Origin of the sequence: Polaribacter filamentus, assembly GCF_002943715.1 — a bacterium.
GTDB lineage: Bacteria > Bacteroidota > Bacteroidia > Flavobacteriales > Flavobacteriaceae > Polaribacter > Polaribacter filamentus.
The window spans coordinates 1914300-1938252 of record NZ_MQUA01000013.1 but is presented as its reverse complement, the minus strand read 5'-3'; the positions used below and the strand labels follow the sequence as shown (position 1 = coordinate 1938252).

Below are 23953 nucleotides of genomic sequence, written 5' to 3'. Positions count from 1 at the left end.
TAAGGATGCAGCGATAGTTGAATAATATTTTTTCATTTTTGTTCTTTATTTGATGAACATTAAACAAAGATAAAAAAAAGACCATTTATTAAAATGGTCTTTTTGTACAAACAACTAATTTTAAAACTTTTATTAAGTTAAATATCGTTAAAAACAGTATTTATTTTCTGCTTTTAATTTTTCTGCAATGAAATTTCTTAACTCAATTACGTTAGGGTAGTTTGCGTATTTAGTAAAACGCTTTAAGCCCATTAATAACATTCTTTGTTCATCGCCCTCAGCAAAAGAAATAATACCTTCTTTACCATTTTTTGCAATAATATCTACAGCATTATATAAATACAGTTTTGCCATTGCAATTTGTCCGGCTTGTGCTTCTTCTCCAAAACGTTTTGCATTTTTCTCTGCACGTAAAAGTGTAGATTCGGCCATATAAACTTCATTTAAAATATCGGCAGTAGTCATTAATAACTGTTGATGACTATTTAATTCTGCACCATATTTTTGAATTGCAGAGCCTGCTACCATTAAGAAAACTTTTTTCAATTTGGCAATCATTTCTTTTTCTTCAGCAAATAATTGCGAATAATCTGGAGTATCAAAAGAAGGAATTCCCATTAATTCTTCGGCAACTGCAGTTGCAGGACCCAATAAATCTACATGACCTGTCATCGCTTTTTTAATTAGCATCCCTACAGAAAGCATTCTATTAATTTCATTAGTTCCTTCGTAAATACGTGCAATACGTGAATCTCTCCAAGCAGCTTCCATAGGTGTTTCTTCAGAGAAGCCCATTCCTCCAAAAATTTGAATTCCTTCGTCTGCACAAGCTTGTACATCTTCAGAAACTGTTACTTTTAGAATAGAGCATTCAATAGCATATTCTTCTACCCCTTTTAATTCTGCTTCTTGATGAGAGTTTCCTTGAGCTATTCTCATAGCAATTCTATCTTCAATATTTTTTGCAGCTCTATAACTAGCAGATTCACCAGCATACGTATTGGTTGCCATTTCTGCTAATTTTGATTTGATTGCACCAAAATCTGCAATGGCAGTATTAAATTGTTTACGCTCAGTAGCATACTTTAGTGCTGTTTCTAAAACTCTTCTTTGAGAATCTAAACAGGCTGCAGCTAATTTAATACGACCAACATTTAACGCATTTACAGCAATTTTAAATCCACCACCTCTTACAGATAACATATTCTCAGCAGGCACAACAGTGTCATTAAAAAATACTTGACGTGTAGAACTTGCACGAATTCCTAATTTGTGTTCTTCTTCGCCTAATGTAATTCCATTTGGATTCGCAGCATCATATTCCACGATAAAACCAGTAATATTTTTATCTTTTTCTATACGCGCAAAAACGATCATCAAATTACAGAAACCTGCATTTGAAATCCACATTTTTTGTCCGTTAATTTTATAGGATGTTCCATCCGCAGAAAGTTCTGCCATCGTTTTCCCAGAATTAGCGTCAGATCCTGCGCCTGGTTCTGTTAAACAATAAGCGCCCATCCATTCTCCTGTAGCTAATTTAGGTACATATTTTTGTTTTTGTTCTTCTGATCCATATAACGTAATTGGCATAGTACCAATTCCTGTATGTGCACCAAAAGCAGTACTTAAAGAACCGTTTCCACTAGAAATATATTCGCAAGTAATCATTGTAGAAACGAAACCCATTCCCATTCCTCCATATTCTTCGGGGACAGCAACACCTAAAAAACCAAGTTCACCTGCTTTTTTCATTACTTCTTCGGTAAGTGCATAATCTTTGGCTTCAAAACGATCTCTATGAGCAATGATTTCGCGTTCTGTAAATTCCTTAACGGCTTCTTTCATCATTATTTGCTCCTCTGAAAAATCTTCAGGAGTAAATACATCCTCACACTTTGTTTCAACTACAAGGAATTGTCCTCCCCTTAAGATTTCTTTATTTATTGTTTCCATTATATATGTTTTTAATCTTGTTTTTTTTAATTTAAAAATTCGAAAATACCTGCTGCACCTTGACCTGTTCCAACACACATCGTTACCATTCCGTATTTATTTTTCATATCACGCTTGCGCATTTCATCAAATAATTGAACCGATAATTTTGCACCTGTACAGCCTAAAGGATGACCTAAAGCAATAGCGCCACCATTTACATTTATAATATCAGGATTTAAATCTAACTCACGAATAACCGCTAAAGACTGAGAAGCAAAGGCCTCATTTAATTCAATTAAGCCAACATCATTTTGATGTAAACCTGCTTGTTTTAGTGCTTTCGGAATTGCAGCAACTGGGCCAATACCCATAATTCTAGGCGGTACACCTGCAGCAGCATAACTTACCATTCTTGCAATTGGTTCAAGATTTAATTCTTTTACCATGTCTTCGCTCATTACCATTACAAAAGCTGCACCATCACTCATTTGTGATGAATTACCAGCGGTTACACTTCCATCAGCAGCAAAAACAGGACGCAATCTTGCTAAACCTTCAAGGTTAGAACCTAAACGAGGACCTTCATCTTTATTTACAACATATGATTTTATTACTTTTTTCCATTCGCATCTACATACGTTTGATTTACAGTAATAGGTACAATTTGAGAATCAAAACGACCTTCTGCTTGCGCTTTTAATGCTTTTAAATGAGAATTTAAGGCAAACTCATCTTGGTCTTTTCTCGAAACATTAAATTCATTCGCAACTGCTTCTGCTGTATTTCCCATTCCCCAGTAATATTCTTCATGACCAGCGGCAACTGTATCATAATTTAATTCTGGTTTAAAACCGGTCATAGGAACAGAGCTCATGCTTTCTGCCCCACCTGCAATAATACAATCTGCCATTCCTGATTGGATTTTAGCAACCGCCATACCAATAGTTTCTAATCCTGATGAACAGAAACGATTTACAGTAACTCCAGGAACTTCTTCAATTTTTAATCCCATTAGAGAGATTAATCGTGCCATGTTTAATCCTTGAGCACCTTCTGGCATTGCATTTCCTACAATAACGTCATCAATTCTCTTTTTGTCGAAATCTGGCAATTCTTTCATCATATATTCGATGGTTTCTGCCGCCAATTCATCTGCTCTTTTAAATCTGAACAATCCTTTAGGTGCTTTTGCAACTGCTGTTCTATATCCTTTTACTATGTATGCTGTTTTCATTTTCTTAGTTTCTTAATGGTTTACCAGTTTTTAACATGTGTTGAATACGTTCTAAAGTTTTACGTTCTGTACATAAACTTAAGAAAGCTTCACGTTCTAGATCTAATAAATACTGTTCTGTAACTTTGGTTGGTTCTGATAAATCTCCTCCGGCCATTACGTACGCAAGTTTATTTGCAATTTTTTGATCGTGAGCAGAAATATATTTGCTATCATGCATAGAATCTGTTCCTACTAGAAACATACCCAAAGCTTGTTTGCCAAGAACTAAAACATCATCGCGTTTAACAGGTTGTGTATAACCAGCTTCTGCCATTATTAAAGCATGTTTTTTAGCCTCTGCAATTTGACGGTCTTTATTTACTACAACTACATCTTTTCCTTTTTGTAATAAACCTAAATCGAATGCTTCGTAAGCAGAAGTTGCTACTTTTGCCATACCAATTGTTAAGAAATGCTCTTGTAAAACGTTTAATTGAACATCGCCTTTGTGAAATAGATCGGATGCTCTTAAAGCCATTTCTTTAGAACCACCACCACCAGGGATTACACCAACTCCAAATTCTACTAATCCCATATAAGTTTCTGCTGCTGCAACTACTTTATCTGCATGTAATGATATTTCACAACCACCGCCTAAAGCCATTCCGTGAGGAGCAGAAATTGTTGGAATTGCTGAATAACGCATGCGCATCATTGTATCCTGAAAATACTTGATTGCCATGTTTAACTCATCATATTCTTGCTCTGCAGCCATCATAAATATCATGCCAATATTTGCACCCACAGAAAAGTTTGCTGCTTGATTTCCAATGACTAAACCTTGATAGTTTTCTTCAGCTAAATCAATGGCTTTGTTAACGGCAGCTAAAACATCACCACCGATTGTATTCATTTTAGATTGGAATTCTAAGTTTAAAATTCCGTCACCTAAATCTTCGATTACTGCACCTGAGTTTTTCCAAACTTCGTTTGATTTTCTAATATTGTCTAAAATGATAAACGAATCTTGACCCGGTTTTTTAACTTGTGATTTTGTTGGAATATCATAGTAATGAGTTGCGCCTTCTTTAATTGAATAGAAAGAAGTTTCTCCTTTTACTAACATTTCTGTTACCCAAGAGGCAATTTCATGACCTTCCGCTTTCATTAGCTCAACACCTTTGGCAACCCCAATGGCATCCCAAATTTGAAAAGGTCCGTGTTCCCAACCAAAACCAGCTCTTAAACCATCATCAATTCTATAAACTTCATCAGAAATTTCTGGAATTCTATTTTGAACATATGCAAACATTGCTGCGAAGCTTTTTCTATAAAATTCACCAGCCTTATCTTTTCCTGCAACTAAAACTCTAAAGCGATCAACAACATTATCAATCGTTTTCGTAAGTTCTAACGTTGCGAATTTTGCAGATTTTTTTTCTCTATATTCTAAAGTTTTTAAATCTAAGGATAAAATATTTCTATTTCCTTTAGCATCTTTGGTCATTTTATAAAAACCTTGGCCAGTTTTGCTACCTAACATTTTGTTTTCCATCATGTGGTTTACAAAATCAGGAATTACAAATTGGTCTTTCATTTCGTCATTAGGGCAATTGTCCTTTACACCGTTTGCTGTATGAACAAGTGTGTCTAAACCAACAACATCAATGGTTCTAAAAGTTGCAGATTTTGGGCGACCAATAACAGGACCCGTTAATTTATCTACTTCCTCTATAGTTAAATCCATCTCTTTTACAACATGAAATAAACTCATGATGCCAAAAATTCCGATTCTGTTTCCAATAAATGCTGGTGTATCTTTAGCTAAAACTGAAGTTTTACCTAAAAATGTATCACCATACATCATTAAGAAATCGGTAACTTCTTGCTTACAATTTGGTCCAGGAACCACTTCAAAAAGTTTTAAATATCTTGGTGGATTAAAAAAGTGAGTAACCGCAAAATGCTTTTGGAAATCATCACTTCTTCCTTCATTCATAAATTTAATCGGAATTCCAGAAGTGTTTGAAGTAATTAAAGTTCCTGGAGTTCTATATTTTTCTAATTTTTCGAAAACGACTTTTTTAATGTCTAATCGTTCTACAACAACTTCCATGATCCAATCTACATCAGCAACTTTAGCAATATCATCCTCTAGATTACCCGTAGTTATTCTACTTGCAAATTCTTGCTTATAAATAGGAGAGGGCTTCGACTTTAAAGAAGTCATTAAAGCATCATTTACTAAACGATTGCGGACTACTTTGTCTTTTAACGTAAGTCCCATTGCTGCTTCTTTGTCGTTTAATTCTCTTGGAACGATGTCCAATAAAAGAACTTCAACACCAATATTCGCAAAGTGACACGCAATACCAGAACCCATAATACCAGATCCAATAATTGCTACTTTTTTAATTCTTCTTGTCATTTGTTTATTGTTTGTTATACTACTTCTTATTTATCTTGGTTAACAGCTTCGTAAATCTCTTTATCTGCAATTAACTTGTTTATGGTAGAGATTACTTTAAAAAAGCTATCTAATTCTTTTTCTGTAATGTATTCTCTTACAACATTATTAAATTGGTACACATGGTTTTTAGAAAACTTACGCATTTCGAACCCATAATCTGTTAATTTAATGAGTACACTTCTACCATCATCAGGGTTTTTTTCTCTAGAAATTGCTCCTTTATCTTCCATCGATTTTAAAATTCTTGAAAGACTTGTAGGTTCCATTCCCATTAAAGGCCCTAAAGCTGTAGAAGGTGTTCCGTTTACTTTATCAATTGTTAATAATACAAATGCCATTGCCATAGTACTACCATAGTTTGCGGCCTGTTCATTATACATTTTTGCAACTGCTTGCCAAGTTGCTCTTAGTTGATGATCTATAGACTTATCTTTATCCATTTCCCAAAGATATAAAAATTTATTATGCGCGCATAGTAAATTTAAAAAAAGTTATGCATGCATAGTAAATTTTAACATTTTTTTAAAAAAGTAACCATTTAGAACTTATGCACACTAGTATTTATAAAATACCTAAATTTGTTGAAATTGAATTTTTATAAATAATCAAAAATTGTCAATGAAAAATTTACTAGAAATAAACAATGTTGTAAAAAATTATGGAGATTTTCGAGCATTGAATGATGTTTCTATCCATATTCCTAAAGGAAGTGTTTACGGGTTATTAGGTCCTAATGGCGCAGGAAAAACATCATTAATTAGAATTATTAACCAAATTACAATGCCAGATTCTGGCTCTATTATTTTAGATGGTGAGCCTTTGTCTCCCAAACACACCGCATATATTGGTTATTTACCAGAAGAACGTGGTTTGTATAAATCAATGAAAGTTGGTGAACAGGCTTTATATTTAGCACAATTAAAAGGTTTAAGTAAGTCTGAAGCAAAAAAACGCTTACATTATTGGTTTGATAAGTTTGATATTTCTGCTTGGTGGGGAAAGAAAATTGAGGAACTTTCTAAAGGAATGGCACAAAAAGTGCAATTTATCGTTACAGTGATGCACAATCCTAAATTATTAATTTTTGATGAACCTTTCTCTGGATTTGATCCTATAAATGCACAGTTAATTGCTAAAGAAATTTTACAACTGCGTGATGAAGGTGCAACTATTATTTTCTCTACGCATAGAATGGAATCTGTTGAAGAAATGTGTGATGAAATTGCGTTGATCAATAAATCAAATAAAATTTTAGACGGAAAGTTATCCGATATTAAGCGTCAGTTTAGAACGAACACTTTTCAAGTTGGTTTGCATACTGATCATCCAAAAGAAGTGGAAGCAAAATTGAAAGAAAATTTCGAGGTTTTTCCGGCGGATTTTAAATTGTTAGGAAATGAACTAACCTTAAATGTGAAGTTAAACCAAAATAACTCTGCAAATGAGTTGTTATCATTTTTAACAAGCAGGGGTCAAGTGCAACATTTTGTTGAATTGATACCAAGTGCTAATGATATTTTTATTCAAGCAGTAAATAAAAACAACTAAAAATGAGCAAGTTAAAATTAATTATACACAGAGAGTTTATTGCTAAAGTTCGTAATAAATCGTTTATAATGATGACTTTTTTAAGTCCGTTGTTATTAGTAGCTATGGGAGCTTTGGTATTTTTTCTGATGAAAAAAAATGACGAAAAAGTTAAAGAAATCGTTTATGTAGATAATTCGGGATTGTTTTCAAAAGACGATTTTGTAGATTCTGAATCAATTCATTATCAAGATTATACTTCATTTGGAATTGAAGAAACAAAGAAAAAAGTAGAATTAGGCGATTATTATGGAGCACTTATTATTCCTAAACAAGACAGTTTAGAGGTTTTAGCAAAATCAATCGAATTTTATTCGAAAGATTCTCCAGGAATGTCTGTCATAAATTCTCTAGAAACTAAAATTGAAACGAAAATCAGAAATGAAAAATTAAATGATTTCGGAATTGATCTTGCACAAATTAATGCGTCAAAAATCCCATCAAACATTAAGATGTATAATTTTTCGGGCGAAGAATCATCCAAATTAATAAATGGTTTAAAAATTGGAGTAGGCTTAATTGCTGGTTATTTATTAATGATGTTTGTAATTATTTATGGCACATCAGTAATGAGAAGTGTTATTGAAGAAAAAACAAGTAGAATTGTAGAAATTATTGTGTCATCCGTAAAACCCTTTCAATTAATGCTGGGTAAAATTATTGGTAATGCATCCGCAGGATTATTACAATTCTTAATTTGGGGAATTCTAATATTTATAATATCAACAATTGCGTCGGCTATTTTTGGGGTTAATATGATAGAAATGCAAACAGCAAATTTGCCAGCAGAACAATTAGAAGCTGCAAAACAAGCAGTAGGAGTGGATAAAATGCAATTGATAATTCAAGAAATTTTAAGATTACCAATTTTAAAAATGTTTGTGTTATTTATTTTTTATTTTCTAGGTGGTTTTATGTTGTACAGTTCGCTGTTTGCAGCCGTTGGTGCCGCGGTAGATAATGAAACAGATACACAACAGTTTATGTTGCCAATTATGGCGCCTTTAGTTTTAGGCGTTTATGTAGGTTTTGTAACGGTTATGAATGACCCTCATGGAGCAATAGCGGTGCTGTTTTCATACATTCCGTTTACGAGTCCTATTGTAATGTTAATGAGAGTTCCTTTTGGTGTTTCTTGGTACGAACTAGCAATTTCAATGACTTTATTATTAATAACATTTGTTTTTATGGTCTGGTTAGCCGCTAAAATTTATCGCGTTGGTATTTTAATGTATGGTAAAAAGCCAACCTATAAAGATTTATATAAATGGATAAAATATAACGGATAAATGCAGGATCAAATAGAGAAAGTTGCAAATAATATTGTTGATGAAGCAATATCAATTTTAGATTATTCCTTTACTTTTAGCGAAAAAATAAGCATTTCTGTAAAAGGTCTAATATTTATTATTGTTGCTTTAATGCTTTCAACGTTTTTATTAAAACTAGTGAGAAAAGTTAGCACTAGAAACATGCCTAAAAATGATCAACTTAAATTTGTAGGTGTTTTTAGTTACTTAAAATGGTTTGTATATTTAGTCATTTTTTTAGTTGGTATGCATACCTCTGGTGTAAATGTTACTGCTGTTTTTGCCGCATCAGCCGCTCTTTTAATTGGTGTTGGTTTAGCATTGCAGACACTTTTTCAAGATATTATTTCTGGAATCTTTATTTTGGTTGATCAATCTGTGCATGTTGGAGATATTATTGAACTAGAAGGAAAAGTTGGCCGGGTTTTAGATATTCGTCTAAGGACAACCAGAGCAGTAACGGTAGATAACAAAGTTTTGGTAATTCCGAATCATTTGTATTTAACAAATATTTTATTTAACTGGACAGAAAACGGAACGGAAACAAGAGAGTTTGTAGATGTTGGTGTTGCGTATGGTTCTGATGTTGAGCTGGTAAAAAGTATTTTATTGGATATTGCAAAAGCACAGCCTACCGTTTTAAAAAGCCCTGCACCAATGGTTTTGTTTACAGATTTTGCAGATAGTTCACTAAATTTTAGAGTAGCATTTACTTTAATTGATAGTTTTGATGTTCGATTTACACAAAGTAATATTCGTTTTGAAATTGATAAAGCATTTAAACAAAATAATATAGTAATTCCTTTTCCGCAGAGAGATGTGCATGTTTTCAAAGCGAAATGATAAGAATTGATTTAAGAAAAATAGATATTAATGGTTTTAATGAACTAATACTAGAGTTATTTGTTGTTTTTTTTCAACGGAAAACTTTAAAAATCGAAAACTTTAAAACTTTGAAACTAAAAACATGAATAGAATACTTGTTATAGAGGATGAAGCGTCGATACGAAGAGTGCTTAAAAAAATAATTTCTGAAGAAAATGAAGCCTATCAAGTAGAAGAAGCAGAAGATGGTTTGTTAGGTTTAGAAATGATTAAAAATAACGACTATGATTTGGTTTTATGCGATATTAAAATGCCCAAAATGGATGGTGTTGAAGTGCTAGAAAAAGCTAAAAAAATAAAACCTGAAATACCAATTGTAATGATTTCTGGTCATGGAGATCTTGATACAGCTGTTAATACAATGCGTTTGGGCGCTTTTGATTACATCTCAAAACCACCAGATTTAAACCGACTTTTAAACACCGTTAGAAATGCTTTAGAAAACAAAATTCTACTTGTAGAAAATAAGCGTTTAAAGAAAAAAGTTAGTAAGAATTATGAAATGGTTGGCGAAAGTGATGCTATTTCTCATATTAAAGACATCATAGAAAAGGTAGCAGCTACCGATGCAAGAGTTTTAATTACTGGACCAAACGGAACAGGAAAAGAATTGGTTGCGCATTGGTTGCATGAAAAATCTGATCGTTCTAAAGCACCAATGATTGAAGTAAACTGTGCTGCAATTCCATCTGAATTAATAGAAAGCGAACTTTTTGGACATGTTAAAGGTTCTTTTACAGGTGCGAATAAAGACAGAGCGGGTAAGTTTGAAGCGGCAAATACTGGAACTATTTTTTTAGATGAAATTGGTGATATGAGTCTTTCTGCGCAAGCAAAAGTATTACGTGCTTTGCAAGAAAGCAGAATTTCTAGAGTTGGTTCTGATAAAGATATTAAGGTAAATGTTAGAGTAGTAGCGGCAACAAATAAAAACCTAAAAGTAGAAATTGAAGAAGGACGTTTTAGAGAAGATTTGTATCACAGATTGGCAGTTATTTTAATTAATGTTCCTGCGTTAAACGACAGGAGGGAAGACATTCCTTTATTGGTAAATTTTTTCACCGCTAAAATATCTCAAGAACAAGGAACGCCTATAAAAACCTTTTCATTCGAAGCAATTAATCTTTTACAAGAATACGATTGGACAGGAAATATTCGTGAATTAAGAAACGTTGTAGAACGTTTAATAATTTTAGGTGAAAAAGAAGTGTCTGCAAATGATATAAAATTATTTGCTAGTAAATAGATTTTAGTAAAGAGGAGGTAAGAGAAGCAAGAGACTAGAAACGAAAACAAATCGTAAAAGCTAAACAGCCAAAATTATTTCTTTGGATAAAGAAATAATAATTGAAAACTAAAAAAGGGAATCAACATGTGTTGATTCCCTTTTTATGTATAAAATAGTTTTACTTATTTTTTAAGATCAAAGCGATCAAGGTTCATCACTTTTGCCCAAGCAGTTACAAAATCGTTTACAAAACGTTCTTTTGCATCATCTGCTGCATAAAATTCGGCAATAGCTCTTAATTCGGTGTTTGATCCAAAAATTAAATCGGCTCTTGTTCCTCTAAATTTAATTTCACCAGTTTTTCTATCAGCTCCTTCAAATAAAGCATCATCTGTAGAAGTTGCTTTCCATGTAAGACTAAAATCTAAAATATTTGTAAAGAAATCATTCGATAGCGTGCCAATATTTTCTGTAAAAACACCGTATTTAGAAGCGTCATAATTTGCTCCCAGAACTCTTAATCCACCAACTAAAACAGTCATTTCAGGAATAGAAAGTGTTAATAATTGTGCTTTATCAATTAATAATTCTTCTGCAGCTAATTTTAAATCTTTTTTGATAAAATTTCTAAATCCATCGGCTTTCGGTTCTAAATAACAAAAAGAAACTAGGTCAGTTTGTTCTTGAGAAGCATCTCCTCGTCCCGAAGTAAACGGAACAGAATTAGAATAACCTGCATTTTTTACAGCTTTTTCAACGCCAACAGATCCGCCTAAAACAATTAAATCTGCCATAGAAACGTTGCCATTAAAATCTTTCTGAATTCCTTCAAAGACTGTGATTACTTTGTTTAATTCGTACGGATTATTTACAGCCCAACTCTTATGTGGTTCTAAACGAATTCTTCCTCCATTTGCGCCACCTCTCATGTCAGATCCTCTAAATGTGGAAGCAGAAGCCCAAGCAGTAGTTACTAATTGAGAAATAGATAATTCTGAATTTGAAATAGCTTCTTTTAAAATTGAAACTTCTTGCTCAGAAAGCGCTGTTCCTTCAGGAATTGGATCTTGCCATAGCAATTCTTCTTTCGGAACTTCCGGACCTAAATAACGAGAAATTGGTCCCATATCTCTGTGGGTTAATTTATACCATGCTCTTGCAAAAGCATCTTCAAAAGCTTTGTGGTCATTATGAAAGTGTTTAGAAATTTTTAAGTATTCAGGATCTACTTTTAAAGCGATATCCGCAGTAGTCATCATTAAACCTTGTGTACCATTTGCATCACCAGCTTTTGGTGCTTTTTTAGCATTGGAAGCTGCTGTTGGTTTCCATTGATGTGCGCCAGCTGGACTTTTAGTTAATTCCCAATCATAATTTAATAAAACATCAAAATAATCATGATCCCAAGTTATAGGGTTAGGTGTCCAAGCGCCTTCTATTCCACTTGTAATTGCATCATCTAAAACACCGGATTTATAAGCGTTTTTCCATCCAGTGCTCATTTCTTCTATAGGAGCTCCATGTGGTGAAGGTCCAACATACTTATTAGGATCTGCCGCACCATGCGCTTTACCAAATGTATGTCCGCCAGCAGTAAGAGCTACTGTTTCTTCATCATTCATTGCCATTCTACCAAAGGTTTCTCTGATATTTTTTGCAGATCCCATTGGATCTGGATTTCCGTTAGGTCCTTCAGGATTTACATAAATCCAACCCATCATTACAGCGCCTAGCGGATCTTCTAACTCACCCTCTTTATAACGTTCTTCATTCTCTCCCATAACGGTTTCAGAACCCCAATATATATCTTGTTCTGGCTCCCAAACATCTTCTCGTCCCCCTGCAAAACCAAAGGTTTTAAATCCCATAGATTCCATGGCACAAGTACCAGCAAGTATCATTAAATCTGCCCAAGATAATTTAGCGCCGTATTTCTTTTTAATTGGCCAAAGCAATAAACGAGCTTTATCTAAATTACCATTATCTGGCCAACTATTTATTGGCGCAAAACGTTGTGAACCAGAACGCGCTCCACCACGCCCATCTCCAACTCTGTAAGTACCAGCACTATGCCATGCCATACGGACCATAAAAGGACCATAATTACCATAATCTGCTGGCCACCAATCTTGTGAATCAGTCATAAAATGGTTTACATCTTTTTTTAATTCTGCAAAATCTATGCTATTAAAAGCAGCAGCATAATCAAAATCTTTGGTCATAGGGTTCGACGCTTCTCCGTTTTGACGTAGAATATTTAATTTTAATTCATTAGGCCAAAAATCTCGTACAGAAGTTCCGTTACCGGCTGTTTGTTTTTGAGTACCACCCATAAATGGGCATTTATTGATATCGCTGTTGTTTTCCATGATTAATTGATTTTAATTTCTGATTACAAATCTACATTAATTAGTTCAATAATTTTTATCTATAGTTTTTATTTTAGAATAGTTAAATCTTATTGCTAGTTATTTTCTAAAGTTACGTAATTTTTAAAGTATTTATTTAAAATAGTATGGATCAAATTTTATGGAGGTAAACTATAAGTAAACTTGATAATAATATAAAAAGTTATCATAAACATTTTTAGTTTTTTTTGGTTTCGTTTTATCTTTGCATCAGTAAAAAGAGAATATTAATAATTATAAAATTTATATAAAATGGCAACAGTAGTTGGTAAAAAATTTCCAGATTTAAATGTAAATGCAATGAATGAAATGGGCGATACATTTAAGTTAAATGTATTGGAAGAAGCAGTTAATAACAAAAAGAAAGTGTTATTATTCTGGTACCCTAAAGATTTTACATTTGTTTGTCCTACAGAATTACATGCTTTTCAAGCAGCATTAGGAGCTTTTGAAAAAAGAAATACAGTTGTAATTGGTGCTTCTTGTGATACTGCAGAAGTACATTTTGCATGGTTAAGCACCGCTAAGGAAAATGGTGGAATTGAAGGTGTAACATATCCTATTTTAGCAGATAGCAACAGAAACTTATCTTCAGTTTTAGGTATTTTGGATATTACAAATGAAATTTTTAACGAAGAAACAGGAACTGTTCAAGTTGAAGGAGATAATGTAACTTACAGAGCAACGTATTTAATTGATGAAGAAGGAACTGTTTTTCACGAAGGAATTAATCATATGCCAGTTGGTAGAAATGTAAATGAATTTTTGCGTTTAATTGATGCGTATGCACATGTACAATCTCATGGAGAAGTTTGTCCTGCAAATTGGGAAGAAGGAAAAATAGCAATGGCGCCAAATGCCAAAGGAACAGCTGAATATTTAGCTGCTCATTTAAACTAATTAGTAAGTATGGTTCAAGAATTAAGTGAAGATAATTTAGCACAAATAATTTCTGATAACAAAAAAGTAGTAGTACAATATTCTGCTACTTGGTGTGGAAACTGCAGAATTATGAAGCCAAAATTTAAAAAATTGGCTTCAGAAAATGAACAAGTTGCATTTGTTATTGCGGATGCAGAGAAGTTTCCAGAAAGCAGAAAATTTGCAGATGTTAGTAATTTACCAACTTTTGCAACTTTTGTAGATGGTAAATTAGTAAACCAAACACAAACTAACAAGTTTGATGTTTTAATCGATTTAGTAAAAGAAGTTATTTAATCATGAAATTACCAGTTATAAAACATTTAACTTCTTTTATTGAAGAAAATGATCAAGATTACATTCTAGAAACGATAGAAACGTTAGAAGCATTAACGGAAGTTCCGTCTTTAAAAGATGAAGAATTAGATGTTATTGGTGAGTTAATTTCTAATATGTATGGTGCTTTAGAAGTTGATAAAATGATTAAAGAAGGTACGCCTAAAAAAGATGCACTAAATATCTTTATGAAACGTGTTTTAGGTTCTATTGATAAATAGTTTCTCTATAAATAGATCTTTAAATCCTAAGCGAGAGCTTAGGATTTTTTTTATTTACGAATAATGTATGGACAAGAGCAGTCAGGATTCTTCTAACCTTTTTAATTCCCTCGAGAAGATAAAGCTTATTGATAATTGAAATAAAATCTATTGAAAGCTGCTTTTTAATTGTTCTAAAACTTGGTTTCCCCTATAAATGGCGCCCTCCATATAACCACCATATTTAGGCGAAGTTTCTGATCCGGCAATTATTAATTTTCCGTTTAAGAATTCTTGCTGATAAATTACATGTCCATTGTTAAAATGAGGAGTTATAAAACTGTCGTCTTTAAAATTAACCAATTGATCTTCATTCCAAACTTTTTCTTCGTACGAAAGATATTTTTTCCCGTCTTCACCAAAAAATTTAAAAAGTTGTTCTTGAATTTTTTCTTCTCGGTATTCTTTGGTTTCATTTGCTAAACCTCCATTTAAAAATCCCATTAAGGCAAAATGAGTATTCTCAAAATCTGAATGATCGTACATTTCTGTAAATGGTCCAACATTGCTAAAACCAGTTCCAGACAATCCTTTTTCCTTCCAAAAAGGCGTTTTATAAACGAGGGCAAACTTTATAGAATCCTTCATCCAGGTATGCGTGTTATTTGCAATTTGTTTAAAATCTGAATCTAAATCCCAAGAAAAATGAACGGTGTTTACTAGTACTTGAGGCGGAATTGTAGAAATTACAAAATCGACAATAAAAGTGGAAGTTTTAGTAGTTACTTTTAAAGTAGTTTCTTCCTCGTCAATTTTTAATACTTTTTGGTTTAGTTCAATTTGATCTTCGGTAAAAGTTGCTTTTAGTTTGTTTAAAATTTCAAAGGTTCCACCAACAATTCGATAGCTAATTTCTTGGTTTTTTGGAACTTGAAAATGTTGAGGTGTACTACTTTTCAATGCTTCAAATAAAGCATCTCCATCCATGTTTTGTTCAAATAATGAAATATTTAAATCGTTGCACACCTTTAATAAAGCTGGGTTATATCTCCAAAGCCAAGTTGCGCCCAATTCTACGTTTGTAGTATGACTGTTTTTAGTGTAAATTCTTCCTCCTATTCTATCATTTGCTTCCAATAATTTTATTGAAAAGCCTTCTTTTTTTAGCAGATATCCTAAATAGATTCCAGAAAGGCCTCCACCAATAATTAGTATTTTTTTCTTCATTTTAGCAAAGCCTAACGTTAAAAATTAATAGTTATAACAGGAAATTTCTATTCTAATGATGTGTTAATTGTGCAATAATTTTTGCGTGTTTTGGAAACTCTTTTGAAAGATATTTACAACTCGGAAGTACAAAATCTTTAAAGTCAAAACCAGGAGAAACGGTGCATCCTATAAAAGAAAAAGAATGTTTTTCTAAAACTTCTGCAGCAAAATAATGTTGAGCAGGAACTGTAAATTGCGGAATTTCTCCTTTACTAAAATCGTTTCCAATCAATACAAAGTTGTAAACTCCTTCAGGTGAAATCATATGCAATTTTAAAGCAGTTCCTGTGTAGAAATGCCAAATTTCATCTTGATTTATTTTATGAAAAGTAGAGAATTTATCAGCAGTCAATAAAAAATAAATACTGGTGCAATAATTTCTATTTCCTTCAAATTGGTCTCCTAAATCTTTGGATAAAATTTCTCCTTTACTTCTATAAGTCTCTTTGTAATACCAACCTTCAGGATGTGCAATTAAATTAAAATGATTTATAATTTCTGTTGCTTTCATTGTTTAATTTTTTTTGTGTTCACAATAAATTCGCCAATTTCCTTTCCCCAAATTTGATAGGTTAATTTAGAAGGATGAACGCCGTCACTAAAATATATTTTAGGATTACTAGTATCTAAAGAATGCTTTTTACTCCATTCTTTTAAGGTAATAATTTCATCACAATAAAATACATTTTCTTTATTTTTAAGGTTGTTATGTAGTTCTTTACCTAATATTTCTACCAAATTACCAATCACAAATTTTATAGTTTTTGTAAAAGCAGGAAACTCTTTTATAGGTGGCATATTTGTGAAAAAAATAGGCGTTTTTGGATATTTATGTTGCAGTAAATCAATTAGATTATTGATGTCAGAAATCCAATTTTTTGGTGAGTTTAACGTAAATGCATCATTTCCACCCATTCCAACTACTATTATATCTGCAGAAGTTTCTTTAATTTTAGGAATAATTTTTTCGCAAACTTGTTTTACGGTGTAGCCACTTTTTGCATAAACGTGCCAATTTACGTTGCTCTTTAATGCCGTAGAAAGTGTAGTTGCTAAAGTACCTGTAAATCCGTTTTTATGAAAATCAATTCCAACTCCTGCAATGGTACTTTCGCCTATAGAAAGAATGTTTATCGTTTTATTAAAACCACCATTTACAACACCTTTTGGTTCTTTAGCTTCAGGAAGTTGAGGTACTTTTTTTCTAATATTTTTTCCCTGAAAATACATCAAAGGTAAAAGAGGAACAGTACCAATTACCCCTAAATAATATTTAAAGTTCATCACTATTTTGTTCGTTTTTTTGCTCGTTCACTTTTTTAATAAGCGCTTTTAAACGATCTTTAGTTCGTTGTTTTTCTAGTTTTACTCTATTGATTTTTTGAGTCATCAACTTTGTATGCTTCGCTTTATTTAGAGTGTTTTTAGCTTTTCCTTTTTTGGGCATTTTATATTTGTTATACTGCAAAATTAAGGAATTTTATCCCAAAAAAGGAATTAAGTAATTTTAAAAAGTTATGATAAATTTATCATTTTAGATCAGAAATGCTTGACTAAAATCAATTGAAACCAGACTATTTTTTTTATCTTTAAAGATTAATTAGATTGATGATGAATTTAGAAAAATATAAAGTTGTTGATGCAATTTCTTTGAAAGATTTTTCTACAAAAGAAGTTGTCGAGGACGCAAAAAAAAACCTTAAAAAAAGCAGAAAAAAGTTAAGTAAATTACAAGATGCTATGTATGCAGAGGGTAAATATAGCGCGCTAATTTGCTTGCAAGGAATGGATACCTCCGGCAAAGATAGCTTAATTAGAGAAGTTTTTAAAGATGTAAATGCACGTGGAGTAGTGGTGCATAGTTTTAAAGCGCCAACAGGTTTAGAGCTAAAACACGATTTTTTGTGGAGACATTATATTGCATTGCCAGCAAAAGGAAAAATGGGCGTTTTTAACAGAACGCATTATGAAAACGTTTTGGTAACAAGAGTGCATCCAGCATATGTTTTTGGCGAAAACATTCCTGCTGTAAAAAGTTTGGACGATTTAGATGCTACCTTTTATGAAAACAGAATGGAAAGAATTAACCATTTTGAAAATCATTTAGCTAAAAACGGAACCATCATTTTAAAGTTCTTTTTAAATGTATCAAAATCTGAGCAAAAAAGCAGGTTGTTAAGGAGATTAAACTTGCCAAGTAAAAACTGGAAATTTTCTGAGGATGACTTAAAAGAACGTAAATTATGGGATACCTACCAATTTTGTTACGAAGATTTGTTGAATAGAACCTCCAAAGAAAATGCGCCTTGGTATATTATCCCTGCGGATGACAAAGATTCGGCAAGAATTATTTTAGCAAAAATTTTAGTAAAAGAATTAGAAAAATATAATTTTAAAGAACCAACTTTGTCCGATAAATTAGTAGCACAATTAGACGATTTTAAAGCACAATTAAATAAAGAATAAAGAATAAAGAATAGTTGTAAAGTTGAAAGTTTAAAAGTTATAAAGTTTTGGAAACAGAACTTCAACTTTAAAAACATTAAAACTTTAAAAACATTAAGAATTAGCATAATGAACTTAAACCTAAAAAAACCAATCGTATTTTTCGATTTAGAAACAACAGGAGTAAATATTGCAACCGATAGGATTGTAGAAATATCAATTTTAAAGGTGTTTCCAAACGGAAATAAAGAAAGTAAAACTTGGTTGGTAAATCCAGAGATGGAAATTCCGAAAGAATCTTCGGAAATTCACGGAATTACAAACGAACAAGTGTCTACAGAACCTACTTTTAAAGAGCTTGCGCAAAAAGTAAATGAAATGGTTGTAGGTTGCGATTTAGCAGGTTTTAACTCAAATAGATTCGATATTCCTTTGTTGGCAGAAGAGTTGATGCGTGCAGGAATTGATTTTGATATGAAGAATAGAAAGGCGATTGATGTGCAAGTAATTTTTCATAAAAAGGAGCAAAGAACATTAGGTGCTGGATATCAATTTTATTGCGGAAAAGAATTAGAAGGCGCTCACGGGGCAGAAGCAGACACGAATGCGACCTATGAAATTTTGTTAGCACAGTTAGATAAATATCCAGATTTAGAAAATTCTGTAGCCGCTTTAAGTGAATTTTCAACACACGGTGAAAGAGCAGATTTTGCTGGTTTTATTCTGATGAATGACGAAAAACAAGAAATTTTTTCTTTCGGAAAATACAAAGGAAGAACCGTAGAAGAAGTGTTTATTGAAAACCCAGGATATAATAATTGGATTCAGAATGCAGATTTTCCATTATACACAAAAAAGGTGTTAAGAGAAATAAAAGAAAGAATGTCTGCGCCAAAAGACACGATGTCTGATGCTGAAAAATTACAAGCTTTACAGCAGAAATTTAATTTAAGATAGGTTTTAAACGCTTAGAAAGCTAGATGTGCAGAAGTCAATCGATATAAATATCTAAGAATCAAATAAACTAAAAAACATGTTTACAGAATATAAAAATTTACCAAACAATTCTCGTGTTTGGATTTACCAATCAGAAAGAGAATTCAATCAAAAAGAAATTGAAATTATATCTGCAAAAGCAGAAGAATTTATCAATTCTTGGACGCGACATGGGGATAATTTAAAAGGCTCATTTACTATTAAATACAATCAGTTTTTAGTGTTGGCTGTTGATGAGAGTTTTAATACTGTTTCTGGTTGTTCTATTGATAGTTCTGTGCGTTTTGTGCAGCAATTAGAAAAAGAATTACAGCTAGATTTAATGAATAAAATGAACATCACTTTTAAAGATAATGAAACCATTAATTTAGTAAAACTATCAGATTTTCAGCAATTTGCGAAAGACAAGAAGATTTCATTAGAAACTATTGTTTTTAACAACATGGTAAATACCAAAGAAGACTTTGAAAATAAGTGGGAAATACCGGCAAAACAAAGTTGGCACAAACGCTTTTTGGTATAAAAATTGTTTTTGATTACAAAAAAAAGTTAACAAATAAGCTGCGTTAAGGATTGAAATGACATCCTTTTTTGAGGTACGAAAAAAAGATACAATGGAAAGCCTGTTAAAACGCCCAAAAAAATATTCAAAAATTATAATGAAGAAAGAGTTACTAATTGTCCTTTTAATAGGTTTTGTATTTAAAGTATCTGCTCAAGGAGTCGATCCTTTAATTACAAAAGATTTTGAAGCCCAAGAAATTTGGGTGAATACTATTTTAAATAGAATGACTATTGATGAAAAAATTGGTCAGTTATTTATGGTACAAGCGTATTCTAATCTCGATAAAACACACGAAGATTTTATTACTGAAATGATTACAAAATATCATGTTGGTAATTTAATTTTTATGCAAGGAACTCCAGAAAAGCAAGCGGAATTAAATAACAAATATCAAGCTGCTTCTAAGATTCCTTTAATGATTGGTTTTGATGGCGAATGGGGTTTGGATATGCGTTTACAAAACACGTATCGATTTCCATGGAACATGACTTTAGGCGCAATTCAGGATAATACCTTCATAGAAAAATTTGGAGAACATTTGGGGAAACATTGCAAACGATTGGGAATTCATATTAATTTTGCGCCTGTTGTAGATATTAATACAAATCCTGATAATCCTATTATTGGGAATCGTTCTTTTGGAGAAAGTAAAGAAAATGTTACTCAGAAAGCAATTGCTTTTACACAAGGAATGCAAAAATACGGAGTGATGGCAAATGCAAAACATTTTCCAGGTCATGGCGATACTGCGACGGATTCTCATCATACGTTGCCCGTTTTAAATTTTGATAAAGCACGTTTAGATTCGGTTGAATTATATCCTTATAGAAAGATTTTTGATGCGGGAATTGGGAGTGTGATGACTGCGCATTTAAGCATACCAAGTTTAGAACCGAATGCAGCTTTGCCAACTTCGTTATCTAAAAATGTGGTCACCAATTTATTAAAATATGAGTTAGGTTTTAATGGTTTAATTATTACGGATGGTTTAAATATGAAAGGTGCTGCCAATTATGCAACATCCGCAGAAATTGATTTGGCTGCCATTCAAGCCGGAAATGATTTGTTGTTAATTCCGCAAAATGTGCCTGCAACTGTTAATTTGATAAATAAAGCAATTGCATTAAAAACGCTTAGTATAGAGCGAATAGATTTTTCTGTTCGTAAAATTTTAAAAGCTAAATATTGGATGGGTTTAAATACCTATAAACCTGTTGTTTTAGTAAATTTACAAGAAGATTTAAATACAATTGATGATGAATTGTTACACAGAAAATTAGTAAAAAATTCACTTACAGTTTTAAAAAATAGTCAGCAAAATATACCCTTAGCTAATTTAGAAAACAAGAAAATTGCCTATGTAAATTTAGGCGATGATTCTGGAGAATATTTTTTAGAAATGCTTAAAAATTATACAAAGGTTGACGAAATTTTTGATGAAAATTTAGACGGATTAATGCTGAAATTAAAACCATATACACAGGTAATTATAGGGTTTCATAAATCCAATTTACATCCTTGGAAAAGTTATAAGTTTAAAGAAAAAGAGTTGGTTTGGTTGCAAGAAATTGCACGTCAAAAGAATGTTATTTTAGATGTTTTTACAAGTCCTTATAGTTTATTACAATTAAAAACATTTACCAATATAGAAGGTGTAATTGTTTCTTATCAGAATAGTAAAATAGCGCAAGAATTGTCTGCACAACTAATTTTTGGAGCATTTGAAGCCAAAGGAAAATTACCAGTTTCAATAGGAGAAGAATTTAAAGTGGGGTTCGGTGCACAGACGTATAGTTTAGGTAGATTTGAATATACGATTCCTGAAGAAGCAAATTTATCATCAAAAAAATTAGCACAGATAGACCGATTCGCAGATACTATTTTAAAAGATAAAATGGCGCCAGGATTCCAAGTTTTAGTTGCAAGAAACGGTAAAATTGTTTTTCAAAAAAGCTACGGACATCACACGGATAAAAAATCACTCAAAGTCAAAAATTCTGATGTGTATGATTTGGCTTCATTGACCAAAATTTTAGCTTCCTTGCCTTTAATGATGAAGGCGGAAGAAGAGAAAGTAATAGCACTATCAGCGAGCGTAAAAGATATTTTGCCAAGTTTTGACAACTCTAACAAATCATCCGTTTCTGTAATGGAAATTCTTTCACATTATGGTAAACTAAAAGCATGGATTCCTTTTTATAAAGACACGCAAGATAGTTCTACACATAAAAATTTACCAATATTTTATAGAGATAAAGAATCTACTGTTTTCGATGTAAAAGTTGCAGATAATTTATACATCAATAAATCTTATAAAGATAGCATTTACAAGCACATTAAAGATGCAGATCAATTAGATATCAAAGGTTATAAATATAGCGATTTAGGATATTATATTTTTAAGGAAGCGTTAGAAACAGCATATCATAAACCTTTAAATAAATTGGTTGATGAAGAGTTTTACAAGTCTTTAGGTGCAGATAGAATGACTTATTTACCGCTTGAAAAGTTTAATAAATCAGAAATTGTACCAACAGAAATAGACGATTATTATAGAAATCAGTTAGTGCACGGTTATGTGCATGATATGGGCGCTGCAATGTTGGGCGGAGTTGGCGGTCACGCAGGATTATTTGCGAATGCAAACGATGTTGCAAAAGTTATGCAAATGTATCTACAAAAAGGGTTTTATGGAGGTCGACGTTATTTAAAAGAAGAAACTGTAAATAAGTTTAATCACCGTTATTACGCTAATCAAAAAGTAAGAAGAGGTTTAGGTTTCGATAAGCCAGAATTAAACCCAAGCGTAAAAGCAACTTGCGGTTGTGTTTCTGATGAAAGTTTTGGGCATTCTGGGTTTACTGGCACATATACTTGGGCAGATCCTAAAAGCGGAATTGTATATGTTTTTCTGTCAAACAGAGTGTATCCGCATGCAAGTAATATTGGTTTGATAACAAGCAATGTTCGTACAAAGATTCAACAAACAATTCAAGACGCAATTATAAATTAGAAGCTATTTCCTGCTTTCACTACTCGCTTTTTTTATTCCAAAAAGGGAATAAAAAAGAGCTCAAACAGACCGTTCAATCAGGGCTAAGTCTCTTTGCAAGCTTTTTTAAATACTCCTCATTTTCAGTATTTGTTGGCGAAAACTTTGAATAGATTAAAATTAATAAAAGAGAAATTATTAAATAAGAAAATGCAATTTTCCAATCGAAAAAGAAACTAAGAATCCAAGTTTGTAAACCATAAAAAATAGGAAAAGTAAGCACGTTTATTGCAAATCTAAACGTATCTACAAATTCAACTTCGTCAATTTTTTTAGCAATTTTTATCCAAATTAACATGGGGAAGAAACTGTTTAAAAGGATGATGTAATATAAAGTTTTTAAAAAGTTAGTTTTTCTTCTATTTTTGGCAGTAAAGTTGTTTTCTTTAATCATTTGGTTTACCAAATCGACATTCGTAAAATCGACATTTAAATTGTTTAACTTCGATAAAATTGCATTGTAATTTTCATCATCAGCAATATGAACACTCAGATTTTTTAACTGATTACTAACTTCTTCTTTTAAATTATTAATGGAAATATTGAGTTCATTGATGTTGTAAAACGTATCAACAGCAATTGGTTTTCCATAATTTACAGCAACTTTAGAAGGATAAAAAGAGGCATTTTGGTAGGTTAATCCAACTGGAATAATAGTAATTTTTAAATCGGAATATTTTTCTAAAGCACCAAAAACAATTCTAGTGAAACCCTTGCTCAGCGGTCTAATTGTTCGTTTTCTATTGTGACTCGCTTCTGGATAGATTAGCAAGGTTTCTCCTTTTTTAAAAAGTTCAAAACAGTTTTCAAAAATTTCTTTATTTTTTCCAACTTCACTAACACCGTCTTTCATTCGGTAAATTGGCATTAGGTTTAAGCTTCCCAAAAATCTCTTCACTAAAGGATTGTTAAAGGCTGCAGCTCTTACTAAATAATAACTTTCTCGCGGACAATTTGTGGTAATCATTAAGGGATCTATTAAACCATCTGGATGATTAGCACAAAACAAAACGGCTCCTTTTTTAGGGATATTTTTAGCGCCAGAAACGCGTATCTTTTTGCTGTAAAAATACAATCCTATTTTTACTAAAAGTCTAAATAAGTTGTACCAAATTTTTTGTAACATA

Annotated in this window: 20 protein-coding genes and 1 pseudogene; 11 read left to right on the top strand and 10 right to left on the bottom strand. The window is 32.1% G+C overall.

Annotated elements, in window-relative coordinates:
- Positions 1-147: 147 nt before the first annotated feature.
- The 4 genes and pseudogenes from BST83_RS11155 to BST83_RS11140 form a co-directional block, all read right to left on the bottom strand.
- Positions 148-1956 (bottom strand): acyl-CoA dehydrogenase FadE, encoded by a 1809-nt coding sequence (locus tag BST83_RS11155; protein ID WP_104809855.1) that lies wholly within the window; start codon positions 1954-1956, stop codon positions 148-150.
- 26 nt (positions 1957-1982) lie between these two features.
- Positions 1983-3172: pseudogene (locus tag BST83_RS11150) on the bottom strand (acetyl-CoA C-acyltransferase).
- Between the two features lie 4 nt (positions 3173-3176).
- Positions 3177-5582 carry a 3-hydroxyacyl-CoA dehydrogenase/enoyl-CoA hydratase family protein gene (locus BST83_RS11145; RefSeq protein WP_104809854.1) on the bottom strand — a complete coding sequence of 802 codons (2406 nt, stop codon included), beginning with the start codon at positions 5580-5582 and terminating at the stop codon, positions 3177-3179.
- 26 nt (positions 5583-5608) lie between these two features.
- On the bottom strand, positions 5609-6064 hold the full coding sequence (locus BST83_RS11140) for a MarR family winged helix-turn-helix transcriptional regulator (protein WP_104809853.1): 456 nt from the start codon (positions 6062-6064) through the stop codon (positions 5609-5611).
- Between the two features lie 178 nt (positions 6065-6242).
- Between BST83_RS11140 and BST83_RS11135 the strand changes: the two genes are divergently transcribed.
- From BST83_RS11135 to BST83_RS11120, 4 genes are all read left to right on the top strand, one after another.
- Positions 6243-7172 (top strand): ABC transporter ATP-binding protein, encoded by a 930-nt coding sequence (locus tag BST83_RS11135; protein ID WP_104809852.1) that lies wholly within the window; start codon positions 6243-6245, stop codon positions 7170-7172.
- A 2-nt stretch (positions 7173-7174) separates the two neighbouring features.
- The gene (locus BST83_RS11130) at positions 7175-8500 is read left to right on the top strand and encodes an ABC transporter permease (protein ID WP_104809851.1); all 1326 of its coding nucleotides are present in this window, start codon (positions 7175-7177) and stop codon (positions 8498-8500) included.
- Complete coding sequence (locus BST83_RS11125) at positions 8501-9364, top strand: mechanosensitive ion channel family protein (RefSeq protein ID WP_104809850.1); 864 nt, start codon at positions 8501-8503, stop codon at positions 9362-9364. It begins immediately after the preceding gene.
- Between the two features lie 124 nt (positions 9365-9488).
- Positions 9489-10652: a sigma-54-dependent transcriptional regulator gene (locus BST83_RS11120; RefSeq protein ID WP_104809849.1), complete on the top strand. Its 1164-nt coding sequence runs from the start codon at positions 9489-9491 to the stop codon at positions 10650-10652.
- A 164-nt stretch (positions 10653-10816) separates the two neighbouring features.
- Here BST83_RS11120 and katG read toward each other — a convergent pair whose 3' ends face one another.
- A complete protein-coding gene (gene katG / locus BST83_RS11115; protein WP_104809848.1) occupies positions 10817-13003 on the bottom strand; it encodes a catalase/peroxidase HPI in 2187 nt (728 codons plus the stop codon).
- 291 nt (positions 13004-13294) lie between these two features.
- Here katG and BST83_RS11110 point away from each other — a divergent pair, with 291 nt between their 5' ends.
- The 3 genes from BST83_RS11110 to BST83_RS11100 are packed head-to-tail and all read left to right on the top strand — an operon-like array spanning position 13295 to position 14520.
- The gene (locus BST83_RS11110) at positions 13295-13942 is read left to right on the top strand and encodes a peroxiredoxin (RefSeq protein WP_104809847.1); all 648 of its coding nucleotides are present in this window, start codon (positions 13295-13297) and stop codon (positions 13940-13942) included.
- 9 nt (positions 13943-13951) lie between these two features.
- Positions 13952-14260 carry a thioredoxin family protein gene (locus BST83_RS11105; protein WP_104809846.1) on the top strand — a complete coding sequence of 103 codons (309 nt, stop codon included), beginning with the start codon at positions 13952-13954 and terminating at the stop codon, positions 14258-14260.
- A gap of 2 nt (positions 14261-14262) precedes the next feature.
- A complete protein-coding gene (locus BST83_RS11100) occupies positions 14263-14520 on the top strand; it encodes a DUF6952 family protein (RefSeq protein ID WP_104809845.1) in 258 nt (85 codons plus the stop codon).
- A gap of 147 nt (positions 14521-14667) precedes the next feature.
- Here BST83_RS11100 and BST83_RS11095 read toward each other — a convergent pair whose 3' ends face one another.
- The 4 genes from BST83_RS11095 to BST83_RS19910 are packed head-to-tail and all read right to left on the bottom strand — an operon-like array spanning position 14668 to position 17215.
- Positions 14668-15726 (bottom strand): flavin monoamine oxidase family protein, encoded by a 1059-nt coding sequence (locus tag BST83_RS11095; RefSeq protein ID WP_104809844.1) that lies wholly within the window; start codon positions 15724-15726, stop codon positions 14668-14670.
- Between the two features lie 52 nt (positions 15727-15778).
- Entirely contained in the window at positions 15779-16279 is a 501-nt protein-coding gene (locus BST83_RS11090) for a cupin domain-containing protein (protein WP_104809843.1), read from the bottom strand.
- On the bottom strand, positions 16276-17052 hold the full coding sequence (locus BST83_RS11085; protein WP_104809842.1) for an SGNH/GDSL hydrolase family protein: 777 nt from the start codon (positions 17050-17052) through the stop codon (positions 16276-16278). The genes BST83_RS11090 and BST83_RS11085 overlap by 4 nt, the downstream gene beginning before the upstream one ends.
- On the bottom strand, positions 17042-17215 hold the full coding sequence (locus tag BST83_RS19910; RefSeq protein WP_170062777.1) for a hypothetical protein: 174 nt from the start codon (positions 17213-17215) through the stop codon (positions 17042-17044). The genes BST83_RS11085 and BST83_RS19910 overlap by 11 nt, the downstream gene beginning before the upstream one ends.
- Positions 17216-17379: 164 nt before the next feature.
- Between BST83_RS19910 and BST83_RS11080 the strand changes: the two genes are divergently transcribed.
- From BST83_RS11080 to BST83_RS11065, 4 genes are all read left to right on the top strand, one after another.
- On the top strand, positions 17380-18234 hold the full coding sequence (locus tag BST83_RS11080) for a PPK2 family polyphosphate kinase (RefSeq protein ID WP_104809841.1): 855 nt from the start codon (positions 17380-17382) through the stop codon (positions 18232-18234).
- 108 nt (positions 18235-18342) lie between these two features.
- On the top strand, positions 18343-19170 hold the full coding sequence (locus BST83_RS11075) for a 3'-5' exonuclease (protein WP_104809840.1): 828 nt from the start codon (positions 18343-18345) through the stop codon (positions 19168-19170).
- Between the two features lie 76 nt (positions 19171-19246).
- On the top strand, positions 19247-19732 hold the full coding sequence (locus tag BST83_RS11070; protein ID WP_104809839.1) for an ABC transporter ATPase: 486 nt from the start codon (positions 19247-19249) through the stop codon (positions 19730-19732).
- A 136-nt stretch (positions 19733-19868) separates the two neighbouring features.
- Entirely contained in the window at positions 19869-22787 is a 2919-nt protein-coding gene (locus BST83_RS11065; protein WP_104810852.1) for a serine hydrolase domain-containing protein, read from the top strand.
- 73 nt (positions 22788-22860) lie between these two features.
- On the opposite strand, the gene BST83_RS11060 is transcribed toward BST83_RS11065, so the two are convergent.
- On the bottom strand, positions 22861-23952 hold the full coding sequence (locus BST83_RS11060; protein WP_104810851.1) for a lysophospholipid acyltransferase family protein: 1092 nt from the start codon (positions 23950-23952) through the stop codon (positions 22861-22863).
- Position 23953 lies beyond the last annotated feature (1 nt).